The sequence below is a fragment of the Flavobacterium xueshanense genome (assembly GCF_900112975.1).
GTDB lineage: Bacteria > Bacteroidota > Bacteroidia > Flavobacteriales > Flavobacteriaceae > Flavobacterium > Flavobacterium xueshanense.
The window spans coordinates 1-17,226 of record NZ_FONQ01000010.1 but is presented as its reverse complement, the minus strand read 5'-3'; the positions used below and the strand labels follow the sequence as shown (position 1 = coordinate 17,226).

The 17,226-nt window shown below is 33.2% G+C and carries 20 protein-coding genes; 1 reads left to right on the top strand and 19 read right to left on the bottom strand.

Going from position 1 to position 17,226, the window contains the following annotated elements; all coding sequences use genetic code 11:
* Positions 1-30 precede the first annotated feature (30 nt).
* The 13 genes from BMZ76_RS10295 to BMZ76_RS10240 all read right to left on the bottom strand — a co-directional run bounded on the left by BMZ76_RS10295 (position 31) and on the right by BMZ76_RS10240 (position 11,175).
* Positions 31-801 carry an FkbM family methyltransferase gene (locus BMZ76_RS10295; protein ID WP_091205742.1) on the bottom strand — a complete coding sequence of 257 codons (771 nt, stop codon included), beginning with the start codon at positions 799-801 and terminating at the stop codon, positions 31-33.
* Between the two features lie 42 nt (positions 802-843).
* Complete coding sequence (locus tag BMZ76_RS10290; RefSeq protein ID WP_091205740.1) at positions 844-1,809, bottom strand: glycosyltransferase family 2 protein; 966 nt, start codon at positions 1,807-1,809, stop codon at positions 844-846.
* 7 nt (positions 1,810-1,816) lie between these two features.
* Positions 1,817-2,599 carry a glycosyltransferase family 2 protein gene (locus BMZ76_RS10285; RefSeq protein WP_091205737.1) on the bottom strand — a complete coding sequence of 261 codons (783 nt, stop codon included), beginning with the start codon at positions 2,597-2,599 and terminating at the stop codon, positions 1,817-1,819.
* 12 nt (positions 2,600-2,611) lie between these two features.
* Positions 2,612-3,757: a glycosyltransferase family 4 protein gene (locus tag BMZ76_RS10280; protein ID WP_091205735.1), complete on the bottom strand. Its 1,146-nt coding sequence runs from the start codon at positions 3,755-3,757 to the stop codon at positions 2,612-2,614.
* Positions 3,736-4,629, bottom strand: a complete 894-nt coding sequence (locus BMZ76_RS10275; protein ID WP_091205733.1) for an NAD-dependent epimerase/dehydratase family protein — start codon at positions 4,627-4,629, stop codon at positions 3,736-3,738. Before BMZ76_RS10275 ends, BMZ76_RS10280 begins: the two co-directional genes overlap by 22 nt.
* A complete protein-coding gene (locus tag BMZ76_RS10270; RefSeq protein WP_091205731.1) occupies positions 4,626-5,528 on the bottom strand; it encodes a class I SAM-dependent methyltransferase in 903 nt (300 codons plus the stop codon). The genes BMZ76_RS10275 and BMZ76_RS10270 overlap by 4 nt, the downstream gene beginning before the upstream one ends.
* A 39-nt stretch (positions 5,529-5,567) precedes the next feature.
* Positions 5,568-6,284, bottom strand: a complete 717-nt coding sequence (locus BMZ76_RS10265) for a class I SAM-dependent methyltransferase (RefSeq protein WP_091205729.1) — start codon at positions 6,282-6,284, stop codon at positions 5,568-5,570.
* Between the two features lie 46 nt (positions 6,285-6,330).
* The gene (locus BMZ76_RS10260; protein ID WP_091205727.1) at positions 6,331-7,590 is read right to left on the bottom strand and encodes an ABC transporter ATP-binding protein; all 1,260 of its coding nucleotides are present in this window, start codon (positions 7,588-7,590) and stop codon (positions 6,331-6,333) included.
* Positions 7,591-7,809: 219 nt separating this feature from the next.
* Positions 7,810-7,965 (bottom strand): four helix bundle protein, encoded by a 156-nt coding sequence (locus tag BMZ76_RS16400; RefSeq protein WP_317615065.1) that lies wholly within the window; start codon positions 7,963-7,965, stop codon positions 7,810-7,812.
* A 43-nt stretch (positions 7,966-8,008) separates the two neighbouring features.
* Complete coding sequence (locus BMZ76_RS16395) at positions 8,009-8,122, bottom strand: four helix bundle protein (RefSeq protein WP_317615067.1); 114 nt, start codon at positions 8,120-8,122, stop codon at positions 8,009-8,011.
* 119 nt (positions 8,123-8,241) lie between these two features.
* On the bottom strand, positions 8,242-9,111 hold the full coding sequence (locus BMZ76_RS10250) for an ABC transporter permease (protein WP_091205725.1): 870 nt from the start codon (positions 9,109-9,111) through the stop codon (positions 8,242-8,244).
* A gap of 517 nt (positions 9,112-9,628) precedes the next feature.
* On the bottom strand, positions 9,629-10,438 hold the full coding sequence (locus BMZ76_RS10245) for a lysophospholipid acyltransferase family protein (RefSeq protein ID WP_091205722.1): 810 nt from the start codon (positions 10,436-10,438) through the stop codon (positions 9,629-9,631).
* 86 nt (positions 10,439-10,524) lie between these two features.
* Positions 10,525-11,175, bottom strand: a complete 651-nt coding sequence (locus BMZ76_RS10240; RefSeq protein WP_091205719.1) for an NUDIX hydrolase — start codon at positions 11,173-11,175, stop codon at positions 10,525-10,527.
* A 95-nt stretch (positions 11,176-11,270) separates the two neighbouring features.
* Here BMZ76_RS10240 and BMZ76_RS10235 point away from each other — a divergent pair, with 95 nt between their 5' ends.
* On the top strand, positions 11,271-11,711 hold the full coding sequence (locus BMZ76_RS10235) for a DUF4268 domain-containing protein (RefSeq protein WP_091205717.1): 441 nt from the start codon (positions 11,271-11,273) through the stop codon (positions 11,709-11,711).
* Between the two features lie 35 nt (positions 11,712-11,746).
* Here the strand turns inward: BMZ76_RS10235 and BMZ76_RS10230 are convergent, their stop codons facing one another.
* From BMZ76_RS10230 to BMZ76_RS10205, 6 genes are all read right to left on the bottom strand, one after another.
* On the bottom strand, positions 11,747-12,157 hold the full coding sequence (locus BMZ76_RS10230; RefSeq protein ID WP_091205715.1) for a hypothetical protein: 411 nt from the start codon (positions 12,155-12,157) through the stop codon (positions 11,747-11,749).
* A gap of 3 nt (positions 12,158-12,160) precedes the next feature.
* Positions 12,161-13,105 (bottom strand): NAD(P)H-dependent flavin oxidoreductase, encoded by a 945-nt coding sequence (locus BMZ76_RS10225; RefSeq protein ID WP_091205712.1) that lies wholly within the window; start codon positions 13,103-13,105, stop codon positions 12,161-12,163.
* Positions 13,106-13,120: 15 nt separating this feature from the next.
* Positions 13,121-14,734, bottom strand: a complete 1,614-nt coding sequence (locus BMZ76_RS10220; RefSeq protein ID WP_091205710.1) for a S8 family peptidase — start codon at positions 14,732-14,734, stop codon at positions 13,121-13,123.
* 135 nt (positions 14,735-14,869) lie between these two features.
* Positions 14,870-16,057: a tRNA 2-thiouridine(34) synthase MnmA gene (gene mnmA, locus BMZ76_RS10215; RefSeq protein ID WP_091205707.1), complete on the bottom strand. Its 1,188-nt coding sequence runs from the start codon at positions 16,055-16,057 to the stop codon at positions 14,870-14,872.
* Between the two features lie 72 nt (positions 16,058-16,129).
* Positions 16,130-16,843 carry a toxin-antitoxin system YwqK family antitoxin gene (locus BMZ76_RS10210; protein WP_091205705.1) on the bottom strand — a complete coding sequence of 238 codons (714 nt, stop codon included), beginning with the start codon at positions 16,841-16,843 and terminating at the stop codon, positions 16,130-16,132.
* 92 nt (positions 16,844-16,935) lie between these two features.
* Positions 16,936-17,226: integrase core domain-containing protein (locus tag BMZ76_RS10205; protein WP_143071051.1), on the bottom strand; the 291-nt coding region annotated here is incomplete at its 5' end.

The window sequence follows — 17,226 nt, the reverse complement described above, 5'->3', positions numbered from 1 at the left end:
AATTTTAAAAAAATCTATAAATAATTATAATTATTGCCAATCATTAGATTGCCTTAAAAATCCATCTTTTTTGACAAAACAAATATCACATTGTCCTAAGGCGCCATCCAATGGTCTTCTTAAAAATCCAGCAAAATCATAAACAACATAGCCATAATCTAACATAAAGTTAATAACATCTCCAAATATTGGCATCCCCGGACCATCTGAAAAAGGAAAAAGTGAAACTTCTAAGATGTATACTTCTGTATAACCAAATGTTTTAGTAGCGCCTTTGAGCGCCTCCAATTCAAAACCCTGAATATCAAGTTTAATCAGTTCAGGCATCATAATTTCATTGCTTTCTATGAGATGATCAATTGTGACAATCTCTATTTTTCTCTGTTTGCCATTTTTTAACAATTTTTCATCCTCTTTTGGTAATAATGAAGAACCTGCTAAATCGTCCCAAATTGTTAATGTCAAAATTTCGTTTGCGGAACCTACACCATTAAGAAAGTAAGCCGAATTACTAAATTCATTGGTAAACGCAATCAATTTATCCTCCATTTCAATTTGTGGCTCTATTAAATAAAAATGCGCCTCGTGAAATATTTTTTTTGCCAATCTACTCCAAGATGAACTGTTTGCACCAACGTCTAGAATGGACTTGCACTCTAATCCACATAACCTTAAATCTTCAAGAATCGTGACCATTGACCCTACAGGTCTATTGCATAAAGCCCCAATTGTTGTAGGTGATTTAATATTTCTTAATTCATATCCTAAAAAATTAACAAACCTTTTAATTTTTTTTTTCATGTTATATTTTTTACTGGTTTTAGATTTCAAAAAGACACGATATTAATTCTGGCGGTACAAAAATGGAAAAAGGATTTGTCTTTGTCTAATTATTGGAAAATATTTGATGCTTAAATAGGAAAATAAAATTTTTGGGTTTTTAATAAATAGTAAAAACCAATACGAACAATTGTGCAACATTCCTTTATTCTGCTTGAATTTTAAAATCCATAACCACTTCATAAATATGTCTATGCTTATTAATGCTATATTATTCCTACTACTCCAAGCTATCAATGATTCATACATTTTGATTACAAATACAGCATACAAATCGGTTCTATCAAAAACATTAGCATCATGAATCCCTCTTTTTGCTATAGGTTCGTCGAGTACACCGCCATATAATCTGGTTTTTAAGGCCATTTTCCAAAATAAATCTGAATCCTCTGAAACCAATAATGACTCATTGAATAATCCTGTGGCTTGAAACACTGATTTTTTTACTGTCAAACCGTCAATATGAAAAAAACCATATTTCCCTGAAATCAGGGCGTCAAAAAGAAATTCAGGTGCAATACCTTTTGTCATCGTGTTCAACTCTAATTGATGCCTGGTGGATTCTTCCTGTGTTACTTCCCTGTAAAAATGAGAAGCCACTGCATTGTACACCCCATCACAACTAGGGCTTTCTCGAAATACCTTATAGTCGTTTGCAAAACGGTTCTCGAGATAGTAATCATCCGCATCCAGAAAAGCAATATAATTCCCTGTTGCTTTTTGTATCCCAAGATTTCTGCTGGCAGAACGTCCTTTATTTGATTTATTTTGATGATGATATATTTTAAGAATCGAATTTTGTTTTTGCAACTGATCTAAAAGTAACCCAGTAGCATCAGTGCTGCCATCATTTATGACTACTATTTCAGTCACTTCGGGTTGCGCAATTACTGAGGCTATCGATTTCTCAATAAAGCGCTCACAATTGTAAACCGGAATAATAACCGAAAGAGTAAAATGATTATCCATAGCAATCTTAAAATTTATCCAACAAACCTAACTTAATTAACCAATTAATTTTTCGTGATTTTCTTATATTCCGAATGATTCTTTCCAAAACAAAATATTCGTTCAAATCATTCATCAGTACCGGAAATTCCTCTTGTAAGACCCGAGCTCTTTCAGCTTCTATAATGGATTGATTTTCTGGTAACGAACTTATTCCATCTTTGTAAAAAGTTGAAAAAACAGCATCTACCTTTCGGTAAGCGACGTTGTGTTTTAGTATCGCCTGTATCAACAATTTCCAATCAGCCACTATTTTCAAACTTTCATCATAATACCCTACTCTTTTAAATACGGATTGATGTATAAATGTACATTGATGGCAAGGTAAATTGTTATGCAAATAAGAAAACGACATTACTGTAGGATTCTCTAATACATAAGAACTTCCATTATCTATAACATCAATATTAAAATAAATAACACCATCATTAATGAGATGCTTTTGGACTTTTTGTAACGACAAAGAATTAATAAAATGATCTCCACTATTCAAAAAAAGTAAATATTCTCCGCTAGCCTTTGCAATCCCTTTGTTCATTGCATTGTAAATCCCTTTATCAGGTTCACTAACCCAATGCGTAATTTTATCAGTTTGACTTTCTAAATAAGTAGCGCTTCCATCCGTTGAACCACCATCAATAACAATGTATTCAAACTCTTGCCAAATCTGGCACGTGACACTCTCTACGGTTTTTTGCAAACCAAGAAGGTTGTTATAATTGATGGTTATTATGGAGAGTTTCTTGTTCATTTTAATTAAAGGCTAAGTATTATTTGACAACATCTTTAACTTTAAAGCAAACTGTTTTATATTTTCTGTATATTCTACATCATAAATTAATTTACATATTGGATTGTTTATTACTTCAACCATTTTTTGAACTAATTCATCATAATTATTTGGAGAAAAAAAATAGCCTTTATCTCCTAACTGTTCTTGATGGACAGCAATATTTGAAACGATTAAAGTTTGATTTAGTGCTTTTGCATCTTCAACGACAGTGCTCCAACCTTCAAACAAAGAAGGCTGAATAACTGCTTGCGCATTTTTCATCAATACAAGTTGGTCTATCCTATCTATAAAACCTAAAAACAGTATTTCATTTTCTAATTGATAATCTATAACTTTTTGCTTCAAATTAGCAGTATATTCAGGATTCCTGTAATCATACTCTTTACCTGTAAAAACAACTTTTACAGTAACCCCTTTATCCTTTAAAATCTTAACCGCTTCAATTATGGAAATATGATTTTTATGTTGCCAAAACTGATTCGGCGAGAAAAAATAATCTCCTGTAATTCCGTATTTTTCTTTAATAATTTTTAGATCTCCCTTTATTAAATCAGGATGCACAACTGCAAACTGCAGCACTTTTTTTTCGTTTTTTGAACTGGGATAAAAGGTATTAAAATCATTTAAAGCTGATTGGCTACTAAAAACAATTTTTTGGTTTAACTGAATCATATTAAGATACCTGTCATGACGCATTTTTACATCTTCTTCTGAAAAAAAATTAGGAAGAAATTTTTCTTGTAAATCAGGTATCCAAAACACTAAGTCATTTATATGTTTCAACTGATTTGGAACATCAAAAAGTGGGAATAACCATTCTAATTCTATTTTTTTTGAAATTAGTTTCTTTTTCATAATTCTAAAAGAAACCCTGTTAATAAATGTTTCTATTTTATTGTAGTGAATGCTATCGCTTATAAATTTCATTTTAGGATATCCCGTAACTTTCTTTAATTCTTCGAAAGCTTGTTTATCACTAGCTAAAATATGCAATTGAATTTGTTCTATTTTGGGAAGGTAGTTTAGCGAACGAATCAAATTCTGGATATAGTAGGCACCACCAATCCAATCTTCATTATAACTGTAAATAATTCCTACTCGTTTTCCCTGAGCCATGCTGAATATTTTTTTAATCCCAAATGTAAATTAAATTGAGGTTGAAATCCTTTTTCTTTTAGGATTTCCATATCAGCAAGCCAATTATTTGGGTCGCCTACTTTGACTTTTTTATTAAATACTACTTTCTTTTCGGGAGAAAATACTTTGAAAAAAACTTTTGCCGCCTCCGCAATTGTCGTTTCAACATTAGTGGCAACATTATAAATGGAACCTTGAAAAACAGAATGCTGAATTACTAAATCAATAATTTGTAGTAAATCATCAATGTAAATAAAATCCCTAGTTTCATTTCCTGTTCCAAAAAGTGAAATTGCATCACTCTGAAGTGATTTTTGATATAAATCCCAAAACAATTGCTTTTTTAACCCAGGTCCATAAGCAGAAAAAACACGCAAACTACAGGTTTTTAAACCAAAGAATTTATGATACTCCGTAAGCAGCAACTCACTTTGAAGTTTATGAAAACCATACGGTGACAATGGTTTGCAAGGTACATTTTCACTAATAGGTAGTGTTTTTGGATTGCCATATACTGCTGCGCTCGAAAAATTGATAAACTTACATTCCGGATTATAATCCCGAATAGCTACTAATATTTTTTGAACATTAACCACATTGAGTTCAAAGTCTTTGGAAGGATTCTCAAACGAAAAACCGACATGGGCAGAACCTGAAGCATTAATACAAACATCAAATCGATGTTCTTTGAATAGTATGGAATAATCAGAATTCTGACGATTAATATTATAAAAATTCTCATCCGATGATTCGTTGACATCTGCTTTCCATACTTCGAACTTTTTAGACTCAAAATATGCTACACAATGATTTCCTATAAATCCTCTAGAACCTATGATTAAGATTTTCATTTTGTTTTAATAAATTTCATACAGCAAATTGCTCTACTATGAGCTGCAAAATCATCTTTCTTCCCAATTTGAGTATGAGGATTAAATGATTCCGAATCATTACAATCCTCTTGTGATGTTATAACCCAGCCTTCTGACAAATATTTAAAAAAAGTTAATTCATATTCCCCTAAACAGTCCATTTTTATAATAATTTTTTTTACCATTTCATTATCAAACTGTTGAAAAAAACCATGATTTTCAAACTTACCGTAAGGGAATGTCAATAATAACTGTCCATTAGTTTTTAATACTCTCAATAATTCATCAATTACTTTTAGATATTCATAGCTTTTCTTTGTAACTAAATCCAAAGTTGATTTTAAATCATATCCGTACATTGAATTATCCATATCAATATGCTCAATCGTAGATTGACAAACAATTTCTTCAAAAAAATCATTCTTAAAAGGTAATTCTCTTAAATCACCGTAGACATAAGATATTTTTTTTTCGTTAAAGCTCTTTCCTTCTGGATAAAAGGTATAAATATACTTTTCTTTGTTCTCGATTAATTCATTACTCAATAAATAATCAAAATTGAATGTTGAACCCGCATCTAAAAAAATAGTTTTATTTTTTTGAATATTAGCAAAAATCCAAGGATACTCTACAATTCTTTCATCTAAGCGGAAACCATAATTTACAGGAACTCTTTTATTAGAAAATTCATCTAAAATAAAAGCATCCGAAATATTTTTAATAATTGATTCTTTTTTATGAGCTATATAACCTTCCGACCAAGGAATTTGTCCATTATGAAAGAAATTAATTTCAATTTCTTTTTTTTTTAGTGCTATTTTTTTAGCGTTTCTTTTTAAAAAGTAATTATATCCTTTTTTAATGATTTTTTTAAGCATTATTTTACATTTATAAAGTTATCTCACAAAGTAAGAATACTATTTTTTTGAACAAATAAACCATTTTCCAATTGAAGCATCATCTTTCCATCCAGAATTAATGCTTTGCACACTTTTAAATTTTGATTTAAACTTCTCTAACCACCATTCTTCAGAATTATTAAAATAACTTTGATAAGGTGAAATCCATCCATTATCTATTCCATTTCGTGAAATTGGAACCATATGAAATGAAAAATTATTAGTAATTCTATATGTTTCTTCAACAAATTTAACAATGCCTTTTTCGGTAAAATGTTCTAATGAGCCAATGGAATAAGAAGTATCAAAAGAATTATCATCATAACAAATCATATTAGTAGCATCACAAACTTCTAGTAACTCTTTATTAATTCCTTTCTTAATTGCTTTTTGAATCAAAAAATCAGAAATATCACATCCATAAACTTTTAAATCTTTGTTTTTTGAAACAATATCAATTGTTATACCTGTCCCACAAGCTATATCTAGAACTTTACCTTTCTTTCCTACTAATAACATTTGAATTTCATTCCATGCGTGATCCTCGCCCCAAGTCTCCAATAACTCTGCCATAACGGGGTCCCAATATAAATCTAAATCTTGTTTATCAGGATTTAAAACAGGCTTTTCTTTTTGACTAACAGGCCTAGCAGAAATTCTTCTTTTTAATTTATAGAAGCCTTTCAAAAATAATGGAGGACATATTGCAATTATAATTCGCTTAATTTTATTCATTTTTAGTGTTTTATTATTTTATTATATCATCTGATTAAATAAAAACCTATCTCAATACCCAATTACAATGTACAAAAACACAACCATAATCGTTCCCGTTATACATGTAAAACTCCGAACCAGTTTCTACAATCTCAAAAGACAAACACTCTTCTAAATAATCAATTAACTCTTGATTTGGAATATGCAATCCAAATGTTAGCCTGAAAGCATTGGGAGCTAAAAATTTAGTAGGTAGTTGCACTTCAAAATCATTAATTCCATTATTAACATTTTTTTCAGCAAATTTAATTTCTGAAGTAAAAATTACTCTCTCATTTCTATCCACCACTCTAAAACCCAAGTGGGCATTCAAATGTTTCTCACTTACTTTTATTTTTATCTTGATGACAACGGTCTCATCAAAACCAAACTCCGTTCTGATTACATTATTATTATCTACAAGAGCTAGACTTACAATTCCAGATTCTTGAATAGCTTCATTTACATAGTGTCCTATGTATCCCTCGTATTGGTTGGATTGTAAATAATAGTCAATGCCATCATCTGTTTTACCTTCAAAAACAATCATTCCGTTTTCCATTATTATAGTCTTGGTACACAACTGTTTAATAGCCGCCATATTATGACTCACAAACAAAACCGTTCTTCCTCCATATTGCGAAATATCCTGCATCTTCCCAATCGCTTTTTTCTGGAACTCGGCATCTCCCACAGCCAAAACCTCATCAACAATCAAAATTTCAGGCTCTAAGAATGCGGCAACGGCAAAAGCCAATCGCACGTACATTCCGCTGCTATAGCGTTTCACAGGAGTATCAATATAACGTTCACAACCGGAAAACTCAATGATCTCATCAATTTTAGAAGTGATTTCTTTTTTGGTCATCCCTAAAATGGCACCATTCAGGTAAATATTTTCCCTGCCAGTCATTTCTCCATTAAATCCGGTACCCACTTCGAGCAAAGAAGCCACACGACCTCCAAACTTAATACTGCCGGTAGTGGGAGCAGTTACTCGGGACAATATCTTGAGCAAAGTAGATTTCCCCGCTCCATTTTTTCCAATAATTCCAAGAATCTCACCACGTTCCACCTCAAAATTAATATCCTGCAGCGCCCACACATAATCACTTTCTCCCTTTGTACTGCGGTCATTGATATCGCCTATTTTTAAATATGGATTCTCCTTACCGCGTATTTGATGCCACCAACGGTTCAAGTCATGCGCCATAGTACCCGTCCCAACTTGCCCCAGTCGGTATTGCTTAGAAATATTTTCGGCTTTTAATATAATGTCTTTCATAATTCGTGAGAAGTGAAAAGTGAATGGTGAATAGAAAACAACTTCCTACTATTCACAATTCCGTTTCATTTTACTCGTTTTTAGCTATATAATATTTTCTTTTTTTAATTTTTACGTAAGATTCTTTATCACATTCCACGATTCTCTTCTCACCTTTCACCATTCACAATTCACTTCTCACTTCTCACTTCTGACAACTCACAACTCACCCCTCACCACTCACTTCTTATTTATATAATTCTTAAATCCCATCAAAAGCTTTTTAACCTCAATGAGTTGTTGTCCAAAAGCATCCTCATTTGTAACAAATCCTAATCGTATCGCAATTAAATATTGAGTTTCTAATTCTGAGAGTGACCCTATGGAAATATACAAAAACTGTATTAATTCTTTATCTCCTTTTCGTGCAGTTCCTTCATCAATATTTAGATGGAATCGAAACAGCTGCTCTTCTCATTTGACTCGTTAAACCATACTTCTCGGTATCTGGAAATAACTGTGTAATCTGATAGACTTTAACTACCAAATCCATACTCTTCTTCCAAACGTCTAAATCTTTATGATCCATCTCAATTTCTTTTTACCATTATCTACTCACCATTCACTTCTCACTTCTCACTATTCACGATTCACCACTCACTTCTCACCAACCTAAACCGTATCTATAAAACTCTTCTCCGTCCTGTTAAAAATCAAAACTCCCACTAAAAACACGACAATGGTTACTAAAAACGTGTAACCCAATCCGTATAAAGAGATTTGTCCAACATCTAGCAACATGTATCGCGTTGTTTCTATCACATAGGCTAAAGGATTGTATTCCACTAACCAGCCGTACGTGGGTAATTTTTCTTTTATTAAAGCCATCGGGTACATTACTGCCGACAAATACATCAATAGTTGTACACCAAAACCAATCAAGTTACTGAAATCTCGGTATTTGGTAACTAACGAAGAGATAAACATTCCCAATCCCAATCCTAAAACACCCATCATAACAATCAATAATGGAAAGAATAAAGTCGTTACATTCATCCCTATTGCAGCACCTTGAAAATAATAGTAGCCATAAAAACAAATGAATATAAAAAACTGGATTCCAAACTTCAATAAGTTAGAAACCACAATAGACAGTGGTACGATAATACGTGGAAAGTAGACTTTGCCAAAAATCCCGGCATTAGCACCAAAAGTATTTGAAGTACCATTGAGACAAGCGGTAAAATAATTCCAAACCGTGATTCCAGCCAAATTAAACAAAAAAGGAGGTACTGTTCCGGTATTAATACCTGCAACGTTGTTAAAAATAATAGTAAATGTAATCGAAGTGAATAACGGCTGAATCAAGTACCAGAGCGGTCCCAAAACGGTTTGTTTATATACAGTCACGACATCTCTTTTGACAAACAGCAGCAGCAAATCCCTGTATTGCCAAACTTCCTTTAGGTTCAGCGAGAAGAATTTATTTTTTGGTGTTATTTCAAACAGCCACGTGGTATTGGTTTGTTCGGGTTGGTTCATTGGTTTCTGTAAAATCTTGCAGGCAAATATAAATAATTTGCACTAAGTATTTCATTTAAAAGCATTCAGTATATTAATTCTTTTAAATAGGATAAATTATTCCTTTTAAAAAAGTACGTAAACTATGACTTCCGACTTCCTTCAGTAATAGGGTTCTTTAGACTGACTTAAATAAAAGCAAAAAAAAATATAAATTTATTTGAAAATAAATTCAAAATCTACGTGACTTAAAAAGGAAACTTAGATTATACCCAATGGGTTATTATTGATATTTATCCATTACCTGTAATTATTCAAAATGCCAGTTCGGCCCGAAGCATTGGGATTTTGTAAAGCAAAGCAGAACAAAAATTTATAGAAAACCGTTTTTAATGATAATTTTCTAATTCTCGATACTATTTTATTCACGATTTGTCGGGAGAAAATTACTCGAAATGACGAAAATTATCATCAAAAATTAATAACACCTATTGAATTGTGCGAATCAAGGGTTGGAAGAGCAGTTATTAACTTTTATCTAGTATTCCCACCTGCGGGTTTTATTTAGTTCTTCTTGTTCTTTTATAATTTCAGCGGGTATTACTTTCAGGTACGAGCAATGCTGCTCAATAGCATACTCGACTTTTTCAACAATTTCTTCAATGGTGTCATTATCGTAATCGATATTGAGTGGTTCTTTGACAATGAAAGATTGCAGAATTCCTTTTTTCTTTATGCGCAATCCTTTTTTATCAAATGAACGACGAAAACCATCTATAACGATAGGTACAACAATAGGCCTGTGTTGTTTTATAATGTGAGCAGTTCCTTTTCGAACGGGTTTAAAGGACTTTGTTGTTCCTTGTGGGAATGTAATTACCCAACCGTCTTTTAAAGCTATTTTTATATTTTCAGTGTCATCCGGATTAAAATCTTTTTTCTCCTGTACATCTACTCCTTTGGCACGCCAAGTGCGCTCTACTGAAATCGCTCCTGCATACGCCATAATTCTTGGCAATAATCCCGCCTGCATGGTTTCTTTGGCTGCCACATAATAGATATTCATTTTAGGTTGCCACAGATAACACACATTCTTGATGGTATCATCGCGCCCGCTCAAGCTTGCATTAAATACGTGAAACATTGCAACGACATCAGCAAAATAGGTTTGGTGATTGGAAATAAAAAGCACATTGGTATCCGGTAAATTCCTGATAATTTCTGAACCTTCGATTTGCAGTTCATTAAACCCTCTATATCTTCTATGTGTGATGGCACCGAAAATTCGAATTAACCATTTCTTTATAAATAGTATGTGACCAAAAGGATTTCTCTTAAACAATCCCATAAAATTATGTGTTTTTAATGTTGAATCAGCAAACTTACGAAATTAATATTTGATGTTATTTACAATTCTGACACCTTCATTTAGCGTCAAATTGAAGTGTTAAAGACTTCTTTCAAGACTTCTTTCAGTTCACTTAACATCATCGCTGTTGCGCCCCATACGATATGGTTTTCAATTTTGAAAGCCGGAATACTGATGTTGTCCGCGTAGGAAGTGGACAAATTAGTATCAACTACAATAGCATCACTCAGAAAAACAGATAATGGCAATTCTATTATCTCCGCAACTTCAGAGGGTTCCGGTACAAATACAAGCTCTTCTTTACTCAAACCCAAAAAAGGATGCACCATAAAATTACTTGGTGGAATATATAATTCTGTAAATGGTTTAAGAATTTCAATTTTATCCGGATGAATCCCCACTTCCTCATGGGTTTCACGAAGGGCAGTGTAGGCGAAATTATCATCATCTTGTTCATATTTTCCTCCTGGAAAAGCAATTTGTGCCGAATGAACGCCTTCATACGAATTACGGACAATCAGTACCAAGTGCGTTGTATCATTTTTAGGATAAAAAAGCATCAATACAGCTGCTATCCTTGGATTGTTATCTCCAAAATCTATTTTTTTCAAACTTTCCAACCGTTCTAAAGGTGCCATTTTGATGTGCGCCTCAAAAGCTGGAAGTTTAGCATCAATTAATTTGGGAACAAATTGTAAAAATTCTTGAAAATCCATAATCAAAGTCTATTTTTGCACATTGAAATTAAATATAAATATAGTTTAGAAAATAGAGTTGCACAAATTTTCTAGCCCCTAAAGTCGCAACAATTATGTACAGCAAAGTAGAAACCCAAAAATTGAAGCGCGAATTCTGGATTGCATTTGCAGAAAAATATCCACGAAAATGGTTGTTGTATGATACTAAAATTAAAGATTTCTCTTTTAAATTTTACGTAGATAATAAAAAAGCCCAAGTTTTAATAGACATAGAACATCGAAGTGATGAAAAAAGAATTGCTTATTTTGAAAAACTCGAAGCTTTAAAAAACATTCTCGAAGAGGAATTTGTCAAAGATTTGATTTTTGTAAAAGAATACACCTTAGAAAGCGGTAAAACAATAAGCCGTATTTGGGTTGAAAAATTAAATGTCGGCGTTAGCAACCAAAAATACTGGAACGAAATTTTTGATTTTTACAATGAAAAAATGACTGCTTTGGAAGTGTTTTATTCAGAGTATGATGATTTCATCAAGGATATCGAAATACTTTAAATGAACAAAACCCAAAAAGGATAAAACGACCTTATTTACATATTGAAAATATTATAAACAATAATCCGGTTGTCATAATTGATATAGAGCTGTTTCCTGTTTTCTTGTTTTTTTCTGGTGATTATAGAAACCGTACAATCAACACCTTCATTGTCCTTGCACGTAAATGAATACACGATATCAGTATCATTTTCCTCAGTGGTTTGATACTCGATGATTTCAAAAAGCTGAATAATTTGAGAATAAACTACTATTCTACTTTTGTTAGTATCCAACGTTACCAGCACATTCACCAGATTTAAATCAGACCATTTGCCCCATTTTCCTTTTTCATTTTTTTCTAAAACACTAAATCCCGATGTTTTAAACTTGTAGCTTTGTCCATAAGAAGTGTGCAATCCTAGTACCAAAAACAGCAGTATGCTGTATATTTTTATCTTAGCCATAGTTTAAAAATTGAAATTTAACACTTCTTTTTTAGCCAATTGAAAATCGGTTATCATTTCCTTAACAATTTCTCCCGCTGGCTTTATGAAGTGGATTATTCCTGCTACTTGTCCTATTTCCAGTTCTCCTTCAATTAAATCACCTTCAAACATACCTCGTTTTGCTCTTGCTCTTCCTACTAACGCAACTATTTCCTCTTTTGTTGGACTGGTTTGATATAAATCCTGCACATCTTGATAAAATTTATTTTTAATCAACCGAACAGGAGCAAGTTCTTTCAAAGTCAATTGCGTATCCCCTTCCTTCACATTGATTACGGTTTCCTTAAAATTATCATGAGCCGATGATTCCAATGAAGCAACAAATCTGCTTCCAACCTGAACACCATCTGCACCAAGAACCATTACGGCCATCATTCCCCGCCCAGTGGCAATTCCTCCCGCGGCAATCAATGGAATTTTTATTTTCTCTTTCACCATAGGAATTAGCGTAAGTGTGGTGGTTTCCTCTCTTCCATTATGTCCTCCGGCTTCAAAACCTTCAGCAACTACAGCATCAACGCCCGCATCTTGTGCTTTCAACGCAAATACAGAACTACTAACCACATGTACAACAGTAATGCCATTTTCTTTTAGATATGAAGTCCACGTTTTAGGGTTTCCTGCCGAAGTAAAAACGATTTTCACGCCTTCTTCAACAATAATTTTCATGATTTCTTCGATATTGGGATACAACATGGGAACATTTACTCCAAATGGTTTTGAAGTCGCTTGTTTACATTTTTGAATATGCTCCCGCAAAACTTCAGGATACATAGAGCCAGCTCCTATTAATCCTAAACCTCCTGCATTACTGACAGCACTTGCTAATTTATATCCACTGTTCCAAATCATTCCGCCTTGAATGATTGGATATTTTATTTTGAATAGTGCTATAATTTTATTCATGTAAACGTAATAGTATTATTGTTTTAAAATTTTTCCCGTTTTAGTTAAACCAACGGATTCCATTTTATAAAAGTACATTCCTTTTTCCAGTGTTTTCAATGAAATGATCGAAGATTGAGGAGTCACTTTTTGTTCTAAAATTTTCTGTCCCAGCAAAGTGTACAGAACAACAGTTCCCATTTCAAATTTTGAAGGTAAAGAAACCGTTACAAAATCACTTGCAGGATTGGGATAAATGATAAAATCATCTTTCGAAAAAGAATTTACATCTAAAGGACTGCTTACCGCCAAATTAAAATCAGGAATTCCATATCCGTATTGATTATTTGGCACTGAAAATTTATCAGATGATTGCAGAATTAAATCTCTAATTTCCCGATTCGTTTTTTCAGGAAATGCCTGCCACAAACAAGCCACCATTCCTGCCATGATTGGGCCAGAAAAAGAAGTCCCGCTTGCCGTTACAATATTCCCTGCGGCATCAGAAACTACTGCTGCTTGCCCTTGTGCCATTACTTCCGGTTTTATTCTTCCGTCAAAAGATGGACCTATTGAACTAAAAGAAGCTTTTGTTTCAGATGAATTTACGGCACCTACGGCAATTACTGAAACGGCATCAGCTGGAACGGCAATATGAGGATTTGAGGAACTTCCTGAATTACCGGCAGAAGTAACTAAAATCATTCCTCTGCTGAATGCAATTTCAGCTCCGCGGGACATAAATGCAGTGGTGCCATTCATTTCACTATATGTATGATTGTAAGCTTGATTATCAAAATCGAAATAACCCAAAGACGTGTTTATAATATCGACACCTAAACTATCCGCTTTTTCTGCAGCTTCAACCCAAAGGGATTCTTCTACAGGATTTTCAGAAGTATCGTCTTCCGTGATGAACAAATAATAAGAGGCGTCGGGAGCCGTTCCCACTAACGAATTTTCTTTATAACCTCCCATTGAAGAAAGCACAGATGTTCCGTGTGACACTCCAGTATAAAATTCCGGGTTTCTCGACACGTAATTGTAACCGCCCAAAATTTGTTTATTATCTCTTAATCTTTGAAACGGCTGTGTCGTATTAACACCCGGAAAACCGGCATCCATTACGGCAATTATTTTTCCGGAACCTGTATAATTACGCTGGTGCAAAAAATGCCCATTAAGCATTTGGATTTGATTTGAAGACGATCCATAAGCATAATCAATTTTAGTTTTCTTAGTCTTATCTGCTTTTTTTACTGTAGCAGATTTTGCTATTTTACCCGTTTGATTCATCGATTTATCAGCAAAATCAACTTTATTGACAAAAGATAACAGCGATAAAGAATTTACAGCCGCTTGCTGTCCTCGAACATGAATCGCGTTCATCCATTTGGATTTTGCCAATACCATAATTCCCGGACTTGCTTTTATTTGATTAATATAAGTTTGCTCTACCGGAATATCTTTAAAATCTAAGGCAATATTTTGATTGGTTCTTCGGTCCAATGCCCTTTGAGAAAGCATTTTCAACGGTGAATCGGAATAGAATTGAGAATTGGGTTTCGCATTGAAATACACCCACGCATCTTGCTGTGAAAAGCTGGCGGTACTGATGATTAAAAAAAGGAATAAATAGAATTTTCTCATAGGTAACTTTATTAATTGAGCTATAAAGATTCTAACTACCAATGGGATTGAATCACGCTTACAGCTATTTTAACATTCTTAATTTGTATTTAAAGCAAATATTTTTCCTGTAATATTAGTAAACAAAGTACTAAACTAAGAAATTACACCCGAACCAACTAATTCATCCCCTAAATACCAAGCTGCAAATTGCCCTTCGGTAATTGCGGACTGCGGTTCGTCAAAGTAAAGATACATTTCGTTCTCAAACTGATGCAAAGTGGCTTTTTGTAATGGCTGTCTGTAACGAATTCTTGCCATTACCTCCATCGTTTCTCCATTGGCTAAAACCAAATCCTCCCGAATCCAATGCACTTCCTCTTTTTCAATACGCAAAGCTTTCTTGAATAATCCAGGATGTTGACTGGTTAATCCTGTATAAATAGTATTGGTTTCGACATTTGTAGCGATAATAAACAAAGGGTCCGTTGTACCTCCTACATTTAATCCTTTTCGTTGTCCGGTAGTAAAATAATGGGCACCTTGATGTTTTCCCACAACTTTTCCCATTTCCGGTGTGTACGGAATTTTTTTCGCGGCCGCTTTCAACTCTTCTTCCAGACTTATCCCTTCTTGTAATTCAGAACTGTATACAGCATCGTTTTTATCAATTTGGATAATAATTCCGTCTTTGGGTTGTAATTTTTGTTGTAAAAATTCAGGCAAACGTACTTTTCCAATAAAACACAAACCCTGTGAATCTTTTTTCTCAGCAGTGATCAACTCCATTTGAGTGGCAATTTTACGCACTTCCGGTTTTGTTAATTCGCCAATTGGAAATAATGATTTTGATAATTGTTCTTGGGATAATTGACACAAGAAATAGGATTGATCTTTATTGGTATCGGTACCGGATTTAAGTTGATAAACCGTTTCACCATTCACTTCAATTTCGCTTTTTCGGCAATAATGTCCGGTTGCAACATAATCAGCACCAAGACTCAAAGCGATTTTCATAAAAACATCAAATTTTATCTCACGGTTGCAAAGCACATCCGGGTTTGGAGTGCGTCCTTTTTCATATTCGCTGAACATGTAGTCCACGATTTTTTCTTGGTATTCTTCGCTTAAATCCACCGTTTGAAATGGAATCCCTAATTTTTCAGCAACTAATAAAGCATCGTTACTGTCTTCCAGCCATGGACATTCATTTGAAATGGTAACCGAATCATCGTGCCAATTCTTCATAAAAAGGCCAATAACTTCATACCCCTGTTCTTGCAACAAATAAGCAGCAACACTTGAATCTACACCTCCCGAAAGTCCTACAACAACACGCTTCATCTACAAAAAATTATAATTTTACAAGGGTGCAAAGTTACAAAAGATTTGCAACAGTAGCTGTTAACGATACCGTTAATTATTTTTGGATTTTGTTGCATTTTCCGGAAAGCTCATATTCATTTCTTTGACTAATTTTCCTTTTTCAAAAAACTGCCAAATACCTGATTTTTTTCCATTTACAAATTGTCCCTTCGAAACCGTACTTCCATAAGAATCTCTAAAAATGGCTAAACCGCTGTACAAATCACCCTTAAAAGAAGACTCTTCCAATAGAATTCCTTTCTCTGTGTATTTTTTATAAAAACCATTTTTCAGGTTATTTTTATAATTAATTTCTTCTGCGATTTTGCCGCTGGCATAAAAAACGGTACGCAATCCTTCTACCTTTCCTTTGATGTAGTTCTCTGTTGTCATTATATTTTTCGAGGCTTGATGGTAATATTTCCATTGTCCTTCAAATAATTTATTGACTACTTTTCCTTCACTTACTTTATTGCTTTTCTGGTCATAAAAAATAGTGTACGTCGCATTATTTTTCGGATTAAATTCTCTCGTGGCAATAACAGACTTGGCTTTGGTATCATCATAAAAATTAAAAATTCCTATTTCTTTTCCATGGTCAAAAGTTCCTTCGTATCTGGGTCTTTTTGATTCTTCATAAAACCCTTTCCACACTCCGTGCTTTTTCCCTTTTGCATCTAATTTATTAAAATCGGTTTGTGCATAAAGACAAAACACATTGAAAAAAATCAAAACTAATATTCCTTTTTTATAAAATGTTTTCATAATTACTTTTTTATAGTAACGAATTCAAGTCGCTTAAATTATATGTGTCTAGTCCTGAAAAAAGTTGACACGAATTAGATTTTAAAATTACACTAATTATTAACCTCGGAAGTAAAAACTTTCGAGGTTTTTTTCTTCCATTTTTTTGATTTGATTACTTGTTGTAAATGCGTCTGATTTGGCGTTAACATTTGACAACTTAAGTGAGGCCTATTTTGGTTATAAATATCAATAGATTCCCTTATTGCTTTTAATGCCTGTACATGATTTATAAATCCATCTATTAGTAAAAATTCATATTTTAAAATACCATTTATTCTCTCTGCTATTGCATTTTCGTAAGGATCACCATTTTCAGTCATACTAATTTTGATGTTGTTTTC